The following is a 14,519-nucleotide window of genomic DNA, read 5'->3' as shown; positions in this document are numbered from 1 at the left end:
TTGTTGGTGAATACTGTGGAGATCGGCAAGGCCTTCGATGGATCAGCTTTGTTTCAAACGGCAAGAACCGCGCACACGGCGGGTGTTATCGACATACCACTTGTTGGTGAAGGCTGTGAGGCGTGCCGTCGAGCCTTCCGTCGATACGGACAAGGTATAGCGGACCTTCCAATCATTGATGTTCGATCCTACTTTTGGATAGTTGGGAATGCTCTTATTTTCTGTCTCAAAAACAAAAACTCTGCGTCGCTTGGTGGCCGGTGCTTCGTGACCTGCGACCGGATATCCATCTACTGTCTGGACCACGTCACCCTTGACCAAAACTCGATTCTTTTTGAGATCTGTTTCGACCGTCAATGACACCGGTATCCATCTTTGATCCTTTGGCCGGACCTTGAAATGGCAATAGTAAGTATCCGCGGCGGAATACGAGGCGAACATCGCGGAGACACAAAATGTAAGTGCGAATAAGCGCAAGAAAACAAACCCCAATCAACCTGACGGTGTAGTGGACTGATTGGGATACATGTGCAAGCGGATTAGGGCGTCCTGCCCTCACGTCACTTGAAAATTTCTCCACCCGGCTGGGCTGCGTCTTTCAAAAGATCAAACGCATACTGAGCCACAGACCGGAAGCACACCAGAACCGCGGTCTCGTCGTCCTCCAGATAGAAAGCCGCCGGGATCTGCGCGATGCGGGTGCGACGCAGCATGCCGGGTTGCATGACCGAGGTGTCGGCAGGCGTCAGCTTGGCGATCACTTCGCGGCAGGCAGCGCCCTTCACGCGGTACACAGCGCGCGCGTCTGAGACGTTCACGACCAGCGAATGCGCGTCGCCCAGCGACTTGGTTGCGGCCTCGACAATGCCCGGTGCTTCGGCGTGATCGACAATCAGCAAAAGCTCGTCCGGAGACATCCAGCCAACGCGGCCTTTCGCGCCTTCCGTGACCTCGCCCTGTCCCGGCATGGCAGCGCCGGTTACGGCTTTCACCGCATTGGCGACGCCCGCTGATGACAGATCCCCGCGCAGGGCAATCATGCCGGTCAGGCCAGCCTCTTCGACTTTGCAATAGCCGTCAAACGACGCGCCTTGAAGTGCGGAAACAGCGTTAGACATTCTGCTTCTCCCCGTCCTTATCATAGAAGACCGGATCACAAATCCGCGCCTTGATCACCGTGTTCGAGCCATCCACCGTGGGGAAGTCCACAACCTCGCCCATCCGGTCCGGGCCGTGCTTGATCAGACCCATCGCGATGCCTTTCTTCAGCGTCGGCGAATAATAGGTCGAGGTCACGCGCCCGATCATGTTGCGCTGGCCGTGGACATTGTTGCCCTCGCCCACCGCGTAAGCCCCATCTGGCAGGACGGACCCGTCCAGCGTTTCCAGACCCACCAGCTTCCAGCGCTCGGGATCAGTCATGTGCGAGCGCTCTTGCGCGCGTTTACCAAGGAAGTCTTCCTTCTTCTTGGAGATCGCCCAGTTCAGCCCCAGATCCTGCGGGATCACGGTGCCGTCGGTCTCGTCCCCGATCATGATGAAGCCCTTCTCGGCGCGCATAATGTGCAGACACTCGGTGCCATAAGGCATCACGCCGAACTCTTCACCCGCTTCCAGAAGAGCGTCCCAGAAGGCACGGCCCTGCGACGCCGGAACGGCGATCTCGTAGGACAACTCGCCCGAGAACGAGATGCGATAGACGCGCGCGTCAAAGTCACCGATTTTACCATCGGCCCACTGCATGAAGGGCAGCGTTTCTTTGGACACATCCATGCCGCCCAGCTTTTCCAGCACCTTGCGGGCGTTCGGACCAACAACGGCCACCTGCGCCAGCTGCTCGGTCACGTTGGCCACATAGACTTTCCAGTCCCACCATTCGGTCTGAAGCCATTCCTCCATCCACGCGTGGATGCGGTCGGCGCCACCCGAGGTGGTGTGGCAGAGCCACGTATCTTCGTCGATGCGCGCGACAACACCATCGTCGGACAGGAAGCCGTTCTCGGTGCACATCAGGCCATAGCGGCATTTTCCGACAGCAAGGTTCGACATCATGTTGGTATACATCATGTCCATGAACTTGCCCGCATCCGGCCCTTTCACGATCAGCTTGCCCAGAGTCGAGGCATCGAGCAGCCCCAGACGTTCGCGCGTGTTCAGAACTTCGCGATGCACCGCCTGTTCGTTGGTCTCGCCCGGCTTGGCATAGCAATAGGGACGACGCCAATGGCCGACCGGCTCCATGTAGGCGCCGGCCTCTTCATGCCACTGGTGCATCGGTGTGCGCCGGATCGGCTGGAAGATTTCGTGACGCGCTTCCCCCGCAATCGCACCGAAGCTGATCGGCGTGTAAGGCGGACGGAAGGTGGTGGTGCCGGTGGTCGGGATCTCTTGATCCAACGCATCAGAAAGCACTGCCAAGCCGTTGATATTCGACAGCTTCCCCTGATCGGTCGCCATACCCAACGTGGTGTAACGCTTGGTGTGTTCAACGCTTTCATAGCCTTCACGTGCGGCCAGCTGAACGTCGGAAACCTTCACATCGTTCTGATAATCCAGCCACATCTTCATGCGCTTCTGCGGACCTGCGCCCTGCGGCATGATCCAGACCGGGGCCATGGGCTGGGCCTCTTCGGCCTCGGCCTTCGGCCCCGCCTTGCGCACGGCCTTGCCGCCTGCCGCCTTGGCCGCAGCTTTGCCCGCCGCATAGGCGTCTTCCAGCGTGTCGGCCTGCGACATCGCGCCCGAGGCCGTGCCTGCGGTCACAACAAAGGCTTCGCCGTCATGACTGGTCGGCGCACGGTTGGGATCGGGGCGGAAATGCGCTTGCGCCTCGTCCCAGATCAGCTTGCCACCGCAATGCGACCACATGTGCACGACCGGGGACCAGCCGCCGGACATGGCAACCGCGTCGCAGGGGATCTCTTCCAGAGCCGAGCCTTCGCCTGCCTGCAAGCAGACCGACACGCCGGTGACGCGCTTGCCGCCATGCACTTTCGCGATGGCGCGGCCCGGTTCAACCCGGATGCCAGCCGCACGGGCCGCTTCGGCCAGCGGGCCAGTGGCTTCCGCGCGGGCGTCCAGAACCACGGGCACTTCCAGCCCAGCCTCTTTCAGCACCAGCGCAGTGCGATAGCCGTCATCGTTGTTGGTCACAACCACGGTGCGGTCGCCAATCGACACACCCCAGTTCACCACATAGTCGCGCACGGCCGAGGCCAGCATGACGCCGGGAATGTCGTTGCCCGCGAAGGACAGCGGACGTTCAATCGCGCCGGTTGCGGTCACGATCTGCTTGGTACGAATGCGCCACAGGCGGTGGCGCGGACGTCCATCGCCCGGGGTGTGATCGGCCACACGCTCATAGCCCAGAACATAGCCGTGGTCATAGACGCCCGACCCCATCATCCGGGTGCGCAGAGTGACGTTCTCCATCGCGGAAAGCTCGGCCAAGGTAGCGTCGATCCATGCGTCGACCGACTGACCGTCAATCTCGCCACCATCGACAGCAGCTCGGCCACCCCAGTGATGGGTCTGCTCCATCACCAGCACTTTTGCGCCCGACCGACCAGCCGCCAAGGCCGAGGCCAGACCAGCCACGCCGCCGCCAATGATCACGACATCGGTATGGTGATAATAATGCTCATAACGGTCCGCATCGGCTTCGGTGGGAACTTGGCCCAGACCGGCCGATTTACGGATCACCGGTTCAAACAGGTGTTTCCACGCCGCCGCGGGTGCCATGAAGGTCTTGTAGTAGAACCCCGCCGGCAGAAAGCGCGCGGCGTAGTTGTTGACCACGCCCACGTCGAACTCGAGGCTCGGCCAGTGGTTCTGCGAGGTGCAGGTCAATCCGTCAAACAGCTCGGTCGTGGTGACGCGCTGGTTGGGTTCAAAGCGCTCGCCCTGCCCCAGATTGACCAGAGCATTCGGCTCTTCCGCACCCGACGCCACAACGCCACGCGGACGGTGGTATTTGAACGACCGGCCCATCAGCATCTGGTCTTCGCCCAGAAGCGCGGCGGCCAGCGTATCGCCCTCATACCCCTTCATGCGTTTGCCGTTGAAGGTGAAGTTTTTCGGTTTCGAACGGTCGATCAGACGACCGCCTTGTGCCAGACGGGTGCTCATTCGTAGCCCCCCCACTCAGGATGTTTCTTCTTGATCTTGGCGACCAGCTCTTTCGGCGGCTCGGTGGTCTGGGCCGGATAAGTCCCATAAACCTCAAGCGTCATGGTGTTGCGCGCAGCGTGGAACCACTTGCCGCAGCCCGAGACATGCCGCCAGCGCTCAAAGTGAACACCTTTCGGGTTCTTGCGGTGGAACAGATAGGTCTCGAATTCGTCATCGGACGAGCCGGGGCCAAAACGCTTCAGATGCGCTTCGCCACCGCCATGCAGGTCCGTTTCATCGGCCATCACGCCGCAATAGGGGCATTCAAGGATTAGCATAGGCTGCCTCCGGCTTTGTGCTGCAAGGAATTGGAGTGGATGACCCGCGCCCGGTACCACTGTTGCTAGGGTAATCTACAAGCAGACTGAATGCACCGTCACTCTGCCGGGTTATCGTCAGACGCGATGGAGGTTCCTCCCCATCAAAGGCACTATCCCCATTCACCTTGATGTCGAAACGCGCGACACCAGATTTAGAATTGGAAAGGTCAAGATCAACGCCCCAACCTAGGTCTCGTTTGAATGACATGGGGGCGTACTCAGCTGGGTACAACACATCGGGATCATCAAAACGAAGGTAGAAACCCCTAAGGATATCGTAGGCTCCGACTTCCTGATCGCCGGTGCAAATCAGAAACTCGGGAAACGGCGAATGATCATGCTGTTGCTTCATGCAAGCAGCAAGTAGCGAGCCAGCGAGTAGCAGCAATATTGGCGTGAACAGCTTGCCCATCAGTGCGCCACCCCGGCAGCCACGCTCTCATCGATAAAGCGTCCCTCGGTGAAGCGGTTCAGGCCAAACTCACCCGCCAGTGGGCCAGGTTCACCCTTCGCGACGGTCTCGGCCATGGCCCAGCCCGATCCGGGGATCGATTTGAAGCCGCCGGTGCCCCAGCCGCAGTTGATGAAGCAGTTGCCCAAGGGTGTTTTGCCGATAATGGGCGAGCGGTCGCCAGTCACGTCTACGATGCCGCCCCACTGGCGCAGCATTTTCAGGCGCGAGATGATCGGGAAGGTCTCGACCAATGCACGCACGGTCTCTTCCACGTGGTGGAACGATCCGCGCTGGGTGTAGTTGTTGAACCCGTCGGTGCCGCCGCCAATCACAAGTTCGCCCTTGTCGGACTGAGACATATAGCCGTGCACGGTGTTGGCCATGACGACCACGTCGATGCAGGGCTTGATCGGCTCGGACACCAGCGCTTGCAGCGCGACGCTTTCCATCGGCAGACGGAAGCCCGCCATCTCGGCCAGATGGCCCGCGTTGCCCGCGACGACCATCGCCAGCTTGTCGCAGTCGATCTGACCCAGCGTGGTGTCGACGCCGGTGACAACGCTGTTTTCAGACCGCACGCCGGTCACTTCGCATTTCTGGATGATGTCCATGCCCATGTCGGAACACGCACGGGCATAGCCCCATGCGACCGCATCGTGACGCGCGGTGCCCGCACGTTCCTGCCACAACGCCCCCAGAACGGGATAGCGCGGGCCGTTGATGTTCATGATCGGCACCAGTTCCTTGACGCGCTGGGGCGAGATGAACTCGGTCTTCACACCTTGCAGGGCGTTGGCATGGGCCGTGCGCTCGTACCCGCGCACCTCGTGCTCGGTCTGGGCCAGCATCATGACGCCGCGGGGCGAGAACATGACGTTGTAGTTCAGATCCTGCGACATGGTCTCGTATAGAGAACGTGCTTTCTCATAGATCGCCGCCGAGGGATCCTGAAGATAGTTCGAGCGGATGATGGTGGTGTTCCGGCCCGTGTTGCCGCCGCCCAGCCAGCCTTTTTCGATGATCGCCACATTGGTGATCCCGAAATTCTTGCCCAAGTAAAACGCCGTGGCCAGCCCGTGCCCCCCGGCCCCTACGATCACCACATCGTATTTCTTCTTGGGTTTGGGCGATCTCCAAGCCCGCTCCCACCCGGTGTGATAGCGCGCGGCCTCTCGCGCGATGGCAAATGCAGAATAACGTCGCATACGATTCCCCTGTTGGGTCCACGGTTCATGTCGGTTCTAGACCTTAGCGACATTTCCAAACGGCAATCCAGCGTCATATGAAATGAAAAAGGCGACATGGGTGATAAATTGCGCCATCCCGCGGCCTCGTGATTGTCGCACTTGATCATTAAGGGTTTTGCCTGCCCCCGTTGCACATTAAATGAGGGGAAACAAAAGCTCGCGGAGGAAACATGGTTTTCTGGCTGATCATCGGGGCGCTGACCCTTGCCACCATTCTGGTGCTGGCGCGGCAAATGCTACGCCCCCGCGACACCGCCCCTGTGGCTGAAGGCGATACGACCCGGATGAGCTCTGACATGAAGGTCTATCGCGACCAGCTTAACGAGCTGGATCGCGACGTCGCGCGCGGCACCGTGACGGCGCAGGACGCCGAACGCGCACGTATCGAAATCTCGCGCCGCTTGCTTGAGGCTGACAAGGCGGCACAAGCCAAAACCCAACCGACCGACGCCCCGCAAACCGTCAGCCGGATGGTGATTGGCCTGTGCGCGATCTTTCTGGCGGTCGGCGCATTCGGTCTTTACTGGACGCTCGGCTCACCGGGGTTCCAGGATCTGGGTCGTGAAAAACGGATCGCGATGAGCCAGGAAATGCGGGAAAGCCGTCCGAGCCAAGCCGAGGTCGAGGCAGACATGCCGCCATGGCCCGGCCCCCCAGCCGAAGCGCCTGAAGATTATCTTGAACTGATACAAGGGCTGCGTGACGCGGTGGCGGATCGGCCAGATGACCCCCGCGGTCTGGACCTTCTTGCCCAGCATGAAGCCGCCATCGGCAATATGGTCGCCGCCCACAAAGCGATGGGGCATCTGCTAAAGGTCAAAGGCGCCTCTGCGACCGCTGATGATTTCGTCCGGCAAGCCGACCTGCTGGTCAATGCGGCGGGCGGATTTATCTCGCCCGAGGCGGAAGAAATGCTCAGAAACGCATTGGCGCGTGATCCAGATCACCAATTGGCACGCTACTACACCGGGCTGATGTTCGCCCAGAACGGACGCCCCGACATGGGCTTCCGCCTGTGGCGCGGTTTGCTGGAAGAAGGCCCGGCCACGGCCATATGGTGGACGTCGGTGCGATCACAGATTGGGAACCTCGCCGCCCATGCGGGCGTGGATTACACCCCGCCAGATGCACCCACACGCCCCGCCATGCCGGGCCTGACCGGTCCCAGCGCGGATGACATCGAAGCCGCACAAGAAATGACGGAAGAAGACCGCGCCGCGATGATACAGGGCATGGTTGAACAATTGTCCAACCGGCTGGCAACCGAAGGTGGTACACCTGAAGAATGGGCGCGCCTGATCACCGTCTTGGGGGTTGTGGGCGAGACCGACCGTGCAGCAGCAATCTGGGACGAAGCAAAGACAATCTTTGCCGACCATCCTGACGCGCTTGCCACGGTACAAGCCGCCGCGACCCAAACGGGGCTGGTTCAGTGATCTTCGAAACGATCGAGGATTTCGCCCCCACCCTGTCCCCTATGACCGCCCTTGGCGGGCTGGATCTTGGCAGCAAGACCATTGGTGTGGCGGTTTCAGACAGCTTTCGACAGGTCTCAACCCCGCTTGAAACAATCCGGCGCAAGAAGTTTTCAGCCGACGCGGCGCGCCTCCTTGAGATCATCACTGACCGTCAGCTGGGGGGCATCGTGCTGGGTTTGCCGCGCAATATGGACGGTTCAGAGGGACCGCGCTGCCAATCCACCCGCGCCTTCGCCCGCAATCTTGAAAAACTAACCGATGTTCCCATCACATTCTGGGACGAACGCCTGTCCACCGTTGCCGCCGAACGCGCGCTGCTTGAGGCGGATACGTCCCGAAAACGTCGCGCCGAGGTGATCGACCACGTGGCCGCCGGATATATCCTTCAAGGTGTTCTGGACCGCATGAGGCATTTGGGATGAGCGACGACATCTGGAAACGGGACGAGGTCGAAAGCCCCTGTGTGAACATCTGCGTCGTCCACCCAACCGCTCGTATCTGCACCGGGTGTTACCGCACGATCGACGAGATCACGGCTTGGTCTCGCCTGACGCCTGAGGCACGTCGCGCTGTTCTGAAAGAACTACCAAACCGCAAAACGCAACTGACAAAACGGCGCGGCGGACGCAAATCGCGGATCACGGAAACCTGAGATCGCTCTCAACAACGTGACATGCCGCGATGGAAACAACGGATAGGATCAGGGCAAAAGGACACCTGATGAACCGATTTCTCCGCGATGCTGCTGGCATAATCGCACTGCTTGTTGCATCACCTTCTATCGCAGATGAGTGGAAGACCAGACCGGGAGATACCCGGCTGGATCAAACCGAACTGAGCAATACAGTGTCAGGCCAAACGCTGACCTTTTATGACGGTGCGACATCGGTCTTTAATCTGGATGGGACATATTCATACACCTATGGCGGCGGCGGAACCTGGTTGGGCGACTACAAGATTGGCACCGATAGCACTGCCTGCATCCTGTTCGTCACGGGGGTCTCACGCTGCGACCTGTACATCGTCAACAACGACCAGCTTGTTCTGATCACGAAAGACGGATTGCGTTTTCCGGTTCAGTCGATCACGCAACACTAACATCCGTCACCAGCATCGGCTTTCGAAGAAGGGGCGTTGCCCCTCGCACCATGGGTGCTCACCCCAGGATATTTTTAGCCAGAAGAAGCGCATGGCGGCCAAGAAACTCTTCGCGAGTGCTAAAGCATCCAAGATGTGGGGTGCGTATCGTTTCTGGCCAACGGTCGTGGTAGCGCGCCAGCTTCGTGTTTCTTCTGGCTAAAAATATCCTGGGGGTGAGAGCCGCAGGCTCGAGGGGGCAACGCCCCCTTTTTCACTCCGCCGCAGCCTCGGATTGCGCTTCCAGTTCTTCCGCTCGTTTCTCAACCAGTTCGACGATATGGTCGACCATCTTTTCATTGTCGAGCTTGTGGTCCTGTTTGCCCGCCAGATACACCATGCCAGACCCAGCACCACCGCCCGTAAATCCGACATCGGTCATCAGCGCCTCACCGGGACCATTCACAACGCACCCGATGATCGACAGGCTCATCGGCGTATGGATATGCGCGAGCCGTTCTTCCAGTGTCGCAACGGTTTGGATGACATCAAACCCCTGCCGCGCGCAGGAGGGGCAAGAGATGATGTTGACCCCCCTGTGGCGCAGACCAAGGCTTTTCAGGATCTCAAACCCTACCTTGACCTCCTCGACCGGGTCAGCGGACAGGCTGACACGGATCGTGTCACCGATCCCGGCCCAAAGCAGACTGCCCAATCCGATGGCGCTTTTGATCGTGCCGGAAACAAAGCCGCCGGCTTCGGTGATACCAAGATGGATCGGGGCGTCCGTCGCGTCGGCGATCCCGTGATAGGCCGCCGCCGACAGGAACACGTCAGAGGCCTTCACACTGATCTTGTAGTCGCGGAAATCATTGTCTTCGAGGATGCGAATATGGTCCAGGCCGCTTTCCACCATCGCTTCCGGGCAAGGCTCACCGTATTTTTCGAGCAGGTGGCGTTCAAGCGAACCGGCGTTCACCCCGATGCGGATCGAACATCCGTGGTCTTTGGCGGCCCGGATCACCTCGCGCACACGGGTTTCATCGCCGATATTACCGGGGTTGATCCGCAGGCAGGCCGCACCCGCTTCAGCCGCTTCGATGGCGCGTTTATAATGAAAATGGATGTCCGCCACGATCGGCACCGGGCTTTCGGCGGTGATTTCCTTCAGGGCGCTTGTCGATGCCACATCCGGACAGGAAATACGCACGATGTCAGCCCCGGCCTCGGCCGCGGCAAGCACCTGTGCCAGGGTCGCCTTCACGTCAGAACTGTCCGTGTTTGTCATGGTTTGCACGGCAATGGGTGCCCCGCCGCCCACCGGCACGTTTCCGACCATAACCTGTCGCGACTGACGACGTTCTATGTCACGCCACGGACGGATTGGATTGTGAGACATGGGATCACTCTTTCGCCGATAGGTTTGCGGCTAGGGATAGCGTGCGCGCGACGCGGCGACAAGCAGGCAACGCCTATATGCGGTGGCAATTGGAAACGAGTGCTACTGAGACAGATTCAGTTCGGCCACATAAGTGGCCAGATCGGCATCGGTTGTCAGATCGGCAAGGGTGAACACCTCGGTCAACGCGTCCTGCGACAACGCGATGTTTTTCACGACAGACGGACCATCACCCGATGGGCCATAAGCGGTGCCATTCACCGCGAAATAGACGGATCCCGCATTGCCCGTGCGCATCACCGGCGCCTGTTCGGTTTTGGGCAGCACATAATGCTCGCCCGCATCCAGGATTTTCTCGAAGATGACCGTGCCATCTGCGGATTGAATGCGCACCCATGACGGGCGCACCGCAAATACGGCGACTTCGGCTGCTTCTGCACCCAACACCTGCACGGCGCGGGTGGTCGTTTCGATATCGCTGTCCGCAGATGGAACCATGACGTTCGCAGCGAGCCTCTGAGTATCGCGAAACGCGATCGAATCCTGTGTTCGGGGCGATCCAAGGGACGCGGGTGCCAAGCCCAGATCAGGTGCCGTCACACCTGCCAATACGCCGACGCTGGCCGGGTCGAGTGTCGAGATCGGCGCATCCCGGTGGGTCAACACCGGAACCTCAAGAGCTTGAGGGCGATACAGTCGATCCAGTGCTTCAGCGGACGGAGGTTGGGACAAACCTGCCCCCGCCTGAGCCATAAGCTCGGAGTCATTTTCACTTTGGAAGCTTGCGGGGCCATCCCCCACATCCGGTAATTCCGCCAGCACGCCGGGCGTTTGTTCAATCGGTGCAAAATCGACGCGCTGGATTTCCTGCAAAACGGACCATCCGCCAAAGCCAAGCAATCCGATCAGCGCCGCAAGCACGGCGACGGATCCGACCGCGCCGGGTTCGATCCCTGCAAAGATGCTTTCCGTCTGGGGCACCCAACTGGCATTGGGATTGGCCAGAGGATCGCCACTGTGATCAGTCCGTTTCGCAACTTTTTTCGGCTTATCCGACTGGCTGGATGCACTTGCAGACAACCCATGGGCCGTTGTGAAACCGCTTTCCTTGCAGAAAGTCTTGTAAGCCCATTCCGGGTCCATCCCCAGATACCGGGCATAGGACCGGACATATCCTGCGATGAAACCCTGCGTTTCAAACGCGGACACATCGGCGTTTTCGATGGCAGCAATATAGGTGGCTTTGATCTTGAGTTCACGCTGGACATCCAACAGCGATTTACCAAGCGTGGCACGTTCGCCTCGCATGACATCGCCGAGTCGCAGATCAAAGGAATCAAAGCCCGTCGGCTTTTCTTCTTCCTCGACCCGAGACGTGTTCCAACGCCCGATCATCCAGCTGCTCCTCGTGCCTCATGTGTCCCAAATGAAGCCATCGATTCGTGATCGCTGCCTTCGCTAAAGGAAAGGTAACACATTCTCACAAAATGTGCAGTGTGTGATTGGAGTTAAGCTGAAAGCTCGGCGCGATTTAGCTCACAATGAGACCAGAGCTGATCAAGGGCATTGATCAGGGCATCCATTTCCTTTGGGCCGTGAACCGGTGACGGCGTAAACCGTAGCCGTTCGGTGCCCCGTGGGACCGTTGGGAAGTTGATTGGCTGCACGTAAATTCCGAAGTTTTCCAACAACATATCGGACAGTCGCTTGGTGTGCACCGGGTCTCCGACGATCAGGGGGACGATATGCGAATCGTGGTCGATGATCGGAAGGCCCAAGGCCTTCAAGCGGGTTTTCAGAATCCTGGCCTGGGTCTGGTGCGCGTCGCGCAACGCCTGATCGTCTTTCAGATGCTTGACAGACGCAGCCGCCCCTGCGGCCACGGCGGGAGGAAGCGATGTTGTGAAAATGAAGCCCGGTGCATAAGAGCGCACGGCATCACACATTTTCGCAGAGGCCGCGATATAGCCACCCATCACACCATAGGCCTTTGCCAGTGTGCCGTTGATGATGTCGATCCGGTGCGCAAGGTTGTCACGCTCTGACACCCCTGCCCCGCGCGGGCCATACATGCCGACCGCATGCACTTCGTCGATATAGGTCAGCGCGCCAAATTCATCGGCCAGATCGCACAGCGCCTCAATCGGTCCGAAATCACCGTCCATGGAATAAACGCTTTCAAACGCGATCAGCTTCGGGGCGGCAGGGTCGTCAGCCTCAAGAAGCTCGCGCAGGTGGGCGACATCATTATGACGGAAGATGCGTTTCGCACCCCCATTACGGCGCACCCCTTCGATCATCGAGGCATGATTCAACTCGTCCGAATAAATGATCAAACCCGGAAACAGTTTGGGCAATGTCGACAATGTCGCGTCATTGGCGATGTAAGCCGAGGTAAAGATCAGCGCGTCTTCTTTCTGGTGAAGATCGGCGATCTCGGCCTCAAGGCGTTTGTGATAGACCGTGGTCCCCGAAATGTTGCGGGTTCCGCCGGATCCGGCCCCGGTGGCGTCGATGGCTTCGTGCATGGCGTCACGCACCACGGGGTGCTGTCCCATGCCCAGATAGTCGTTGCCGCACCAGACGGTAACGGGTGCTTCGGTCCCATCCGGTTTCTTCCATGTGGCGTGAGGGAACTGGCCTTGGTGACGTTCAATTTCGATGAACGTGCGATAGCGGCCTTCGTCATGCAGGCGTTGCAGCGCCACATCAAGCTCGTGATTATAGTCCAAGGTTCCCTCCTGGCCGGTCTGATCCCGTTCGTTCGCTCAACATACAGGGTATCACCTCACAAACATATTCAAAAATTGGATATGTTTTTCCCTGAACGTCGCTTCTTGCCGTGTTAACGGTTTGACGTTGGGTTTTACATTGATCCATCTCAAACGGAACCCTTTTTAGGATATCCGCGACACTACGCCCCTTTTCAGGCGGGGTGGACAGTGCCCGCCGGGCTGGTAGGGTCAGCGCCGAAAACACTCAAACTTGGAGCTTTTAATGACGCTCGACTCTGTTCTGGACCGTATTGATGCGGACCTTCCCGATGCCACTGACCGCCTGCTGGACCTGTTGCGCATCCCGTCCATTTCGACCGATCCGGCCTATGCCGTCGAATGCCAGAAGGCCGCAGACTGGTTGGTCGATGACTTGAAATCCATTGGTTTTCAGGCGTCTAAGCGACAGACACCCGGACATCCGATGGTGGTGGCCCATGCGGACGGACCGGCGGATGCACCGCATCTGATGTTCTATGGCCATTATGACGTGCAACCCGTGGACCCGCTGGACCTGTGGGACAGCCCGCCCTTTGAACCCGCGCTGGAAAACACCCCTACCGGCAAGGTGATCCGCGGACGTGGATCGTCTGATGATAAGGGTCAGTTGATGACCTTTGTCGAAGCCTGCCGGGCATGGATTGCGGTCCACGGCAGTTTGCCAGCCCGCATTTCGCTGTTTTTCGAAGGTGAAGAGGAATCGGGGTCGCCCTCACTGATCCCGTTCATGGAAGAAAACAAAGCAGAGCTGACCACCGATATTGCGCTGATCTGCGACACGGGGCTATTCGAATCAAAGACCCCCGCGATCATCACGCAGTTGCGCGGCATGACCTGCGAGGATTTCACCATCACCGGCCCTGACCGCGACCTGCATTCGGGCATGTATGGCGGCGTGGCGATGAACCCGATCCGCATCCTGACCCGTGCTTTGGCCGACCTCCATGACGACACGGGTCGTATCACCCTGCCCGGCTTCTATGACGGGGTCGAGGAACTGTCGGACGAGATGCGCGCCCAATGGCAGGGTTTGGGTTTTGATCACGCGACCTTTCTGGGCGATGTCGGCCTGAAACACCCGGCAGGCGAACAGGACCGCATGCCGATCGAGATGCTGTGGTCGCGGCCCACCTGCGATGTAAATGGTATCTGGGGCGGCTATACCGGCGACGGGTTCAAAACGGTTCTGCCCAGCAAGGCCTCGGCCAAGGTCAGCTTCCGGCTGGTGGGCAAGCAAGACCCCGAAGCTATCCGCAAAACCTTCCGCGCCTATCTGGAAGACCGCCTTCCTGACGGGTTCACAATCGAATACCGCACAGAAAAAGGCTCGCCCGCCGCGCAGGTGTCGACCGACAATCCGATGTTTGAACAAGCCCGCGAAGCATTAAGCGATGAATGGGGCATTCCAGCCGCCTTTGCAGGGTGCGGCGGGTCGATCCCGATTGCCGGCTATTTCAAAGACATTCTGGGTGTTGATGCGATGCTGATCGGATTTGGCAAAGATGACGACAACATCCACAGCCCGAACGAGAAATACGACCTTGAGAGCTTTCACAAGGGCATTCGAAGCTGGGCACGTATTCTGGCAAAACTGTCCTGA

The 14,519-nt window shown here is 59.2% G+C and carries 14 protein-coding genes; 5 read left to right on the top strand and 9 right to left on the bottom strand.

Going from position 1 to position 14,519, the window contains the following annotated elements; all coding sequences use genetic code 11:
• Positions 1 to 42: 42 nt before the first annotated feature.
• The 6 genes from J3R80_RS09315 to J3R80_RS09290 all read right to left on the bottom strand — a co-directional run bounded on the left by J3R80_RS09315 (position 43) and on the right by J3R80_RS09290 (position 6,149).
• Positions 43 to 441 carry a hypothetical protein gene (locus tag J3R80_RS09315; RefSeq protein ID WP_275393498.1) on the bottom strand — a complete coding sequence of 133 codons (399 nt, stop codon included), beginning with the start codon at positions 439 to 441 and terminating at the stop codon, positions 43 to 45.
• Between the two features lie 119 nt (positions 442 to 560).
• Positions 561 to 1,118 (bottom strand): sarcosine oxidase subunit gamma family protein, encoded by a 558-nt coding sequence (locus J3R80_RS09310; protein ID WP_275393497.1) that lies wholly within the window; start codon positions 1,116 to 1,118, stop codon positions 561 to 563.
• A complete protein-coding gene (locus J3R80_RS09305; RefSeq protein ID WP_275393496.1) occupies positions 1,111 to 4,128 on the bottom strand; it encodes a sarcosine oxidase subunit alpha family protein in 3,018 nt (1,005 codons plus the stop codon). Before J3R80_RS09305 ends, J3R80_RS09310 begins: the two co-directional genes overlap by 8 nt.
• Positions 4,125 to 4,448: a sarcosine oxidase subunit delta gene (locus J3R80_RS09300; RefSeq protein WP_275393495.1), complete on the bottom strand. Its 324-nt coding sequence runs from the start codon at positions 4,446 to 4,448 to the stop codon at positions 4,125 to 4,127. The genes J3R80_RS09305 and J3R80_RS09300 overlap by 4 nt, the downstream gene beginning before the upstream one ends.
• Complete coding sequence (locus tag J3R80_RS09295) at positions 4,435 to 4,902, bottom strand: hypothetical protein (RefSeq protein ID WP_275393494.1); 468 nt, start codon at positions 4,900 to 4,902, stop codon at positions 4,435 to 4,437. Before J3R80_RS09295 ends, J3R80_RS09300 begins: the two co-directional genes overlap by 14 nt.
• Complete coding sequence (locus tag J3R80_RS09290) at positions 4,902 to 6,149, bottom strand: sarcosine oxidase subunit beta family protein (RefSeq protein ID WP_275393493.1); 1,248 nt, start codon at positions 6,147 to 6,149, stop codon at positions 4,902 to 4,904. Before J3R80_RS09290 ends, J3R80_RS09295 begins: the two co-directional genes overlap by 1 nt.
• A 212-nt stretch (positions 6,150 to 6,361) precedes the next feature.
• Between J3R80_RS09290 and ccmI the strand changes: the two genes are divergently transcribed.
• The 4 genes from ccmI to J3R80_RS09270 all read left to right on the top strand — a co-directional run bounded on the left by ccmI (position 6,362) and on the right by J3R80_RS09270 (position 8,767).
• Entirely contained in the window at positions 6,362 to 7,627 is a 1,266-nt protein-coding gene (gene ccmI / locus J3R80_RS09285) for a c-type cytochrome biogenesis protein CcmI (RefSeq protein ID WP_275393492.1), read from the top strand.
• Positions 7,624 to 8,091, top strand: a complete 468-nt coding sequence (gene ruvX / locus J3R80_RS09280; RefSeq protein WP_275393491.1) for a Holliday junction resolvase RuvX — start codon at positions 7,624 to 7,626, stop codon at positions 8,089 to 8,091. The genes ccmI and ruvX overlap by 4 nt, the downstream gene beginning before the upstream one ends.
• Positions 8,088 to 8,321, top strand: a complete 234-nt coding sequence (locus J3R80_RS09275; protein ID WP_275393490.1) for a DUF1289 domain-containing protein — start codon at positions 8,088 to 8,090, stop codon at positions 8,319 to 8,321. The genes ruvX and J3R80_RS09275 overlap by 4 nt, the downstream gene beginning before the upstream one ends.
• A gap of 68 nt (positions 8,322 to 8,389) precedes the next feature.
• The gene (locus J3R80_RS09270; protein WP_275393489.1) at positions 8,390 to 8,767 is read left to right on the top strand and encodes a hypothetical protein; all 378 of its coding nucleotides are present in this window, start codon (positions 8,390 to 8,392) and stop codon (positions 8,765 to 8,767) included.
• 253 nt (positions 8,768 to 9,020) lie between these two features.
• Here J3R80_RS09270 and ispG read toward each other — a convergent pair whose 3' ends face one another.
• The 3 genes from ispG to hemA all read right to left on the bottom strand — a co-directional run bounded on the left by ispG (position 9,021) and on the right by hemA (position 12,877).
• Complete coding sequence (gene ispG, locus J3R80_RS09265; protein WP_275393488.1) at positions 9,021 to 10,145, bottom strand: flavodoxin-dependent (E)-4-hydroxy-3-methylbut-2-enyl-diphosphate synthase; 1,125 nt, start codon at positions 10,143 to 10,145, stop codon at positions 9,021 to 9,023.
• 102 nt (positions 10,146 to 10,247) lie between these two features.
• Positions 10,248 to 11,540 carry a helix-turn-helix domain-containing protein gene (locus tag J3R80_RS09260; RefSeq protein ID WP_275393487.1) on the bottom strand — a complete coding sequence of 431 codons (1,293 nt, stop codon included), beginning with the start codon at positions 11,538 to 11,540 and terminating at the stop codon, positions 10,248 to 10,250.
• A 113-nt stretch (positions 11,541 to 11,653) separates the two neighbouring features.
• Positions 11,654 to 12,877: a 5-aminolevulinate synthase gene (gene hemA / locus J3R80_RS09255; RefSeq protein ID WP_275393486.1), complete on the bottom strand. Its 1,224-nt coding sequence runs from the start codon at positions 12,875 to 12,877 to the stop codon at positions 11,654 to 11,656.
• A gap of 265 nt (positions 12,878 to 13,142) precedes the next feature.
• Here hemA and J3R80_RS09250 point away from each other — a divergent pair, with 265 nt between their 5' ends.
• Complete coding sequence (locus J3R80_RS09250; protein ID WP_275393485.1) at positions 13,143 to 14,519, top strand: M20/M25/M40 family metallo-hydrolase; 1,377 nt, start codon at positions 13,143 to 13,145, stop codon at positions 14,517 to 14,519.

The organism is Aliiroseovarius sp. Z3, assembly GCF_029105185.1.
GTDB lineage: Bacteria > Pseudomonadota > Alphaproteobacteria > Rhodobacterales > Rhodobacteraceae > Aliiroseovarius.
The sequence above is the reverse complement of the archived record's forward strand: the minus strand, read 5'-3'. Positions and strand labels throughout refer to the sequence as shown.

What these genes read in the sequence shown, in the direction of transcription:
- J3R80_RS09275 (WP_275393490.1), top strand. Translation starts at nt 8,088, where the DNA reads ATGAGCGACGACATCTGGAAACGGGACGAGGTCGAAAGCCCCTGTGTG.
- J3R80_RS09295 (WP_275393494.1), bottom strand. Translation starts at nt 4,902, where the DNA reads ATGGGCAAGCTGTTCACGCCAATATTGCTGCTACTCGCTGGCTCGCTA.
- ispG (WP_275393488.1), bottom strand. Translation starts at nt 10,145, where the DNA reads ATGTCTCACAATCCAATCCGTCCGTGGCGTGACATAGAACGTCGTCAG.
- J3R80_RS09260 (WP_275393487.1), bottom strand. Translation starts at nt 11,540, where the DNA reads ATGATCGGGCGTTGGAACACGTCTCGGGTCGAGGAAGAAGAAAAGCCG.
- ccmI (WP_275393492.1), top strand. Translation starts at nt 6,362, where the DNA reads ATGGTTTTCTGGCTGATCATCGGGGCGCTGACCCTTGCCACCATTCTG.
- J3R80_RS09250 (WP_275393485.1), top strand. Translation starts at nt 13,143, where the DNA reads ATGACGCTCGACTCTGTTCTGGACCGTATTGATGCGGACCTTCCCGAT.
- J3R80_RS09300 (WP_275393495.1), bottom strand. Translation starts at nt 4,448, where the DNA reads ATGCTAATCCTTGAATGCCCCTATTGCGGCGTGATGGCCGATGAAACG.
- J3R80_RS09270 (WP_275393489.1), top strand. Translation starts at nt 8,390, where the DNA reads ATGAACCGATTTCTCCGCGATGCTGCTGGCATAATCGCACTGCTTGTT.
- J3R80_RS09305 (WP_275393496.1), bottom strand. Translation starts at nt 4,128, where the DNA reads ATGAGCACCCGTCTGGCACAAGGCGGTCGTCTGATCGACCGTTCGAAA.
- J3R80_RS09290 (WP_275393493.1), bottom strand. Translation starts at nt 6,149, where the DNA reads ATGCGACGTTATTCTGCATTTGCCATCGCGCGAGAGGCCGCGCGCTAT.
- J3R80_RS09310 (WP_275393497.1), bottom strand. Translation starts at nt 1,118, where the DNA reads ATGTCTAACGCTGTTTCCGCACTTCAAGGCGCGTCGTTTGACGGCTAT.
- J3R80_RS09315 (WP_275393498.1), bottom strand. Translation starts at nt 441, where the DNA reads ATGTTCGCCTCGTATTCCGCCGCGGATACTTACTATTGCCATTTCAAG.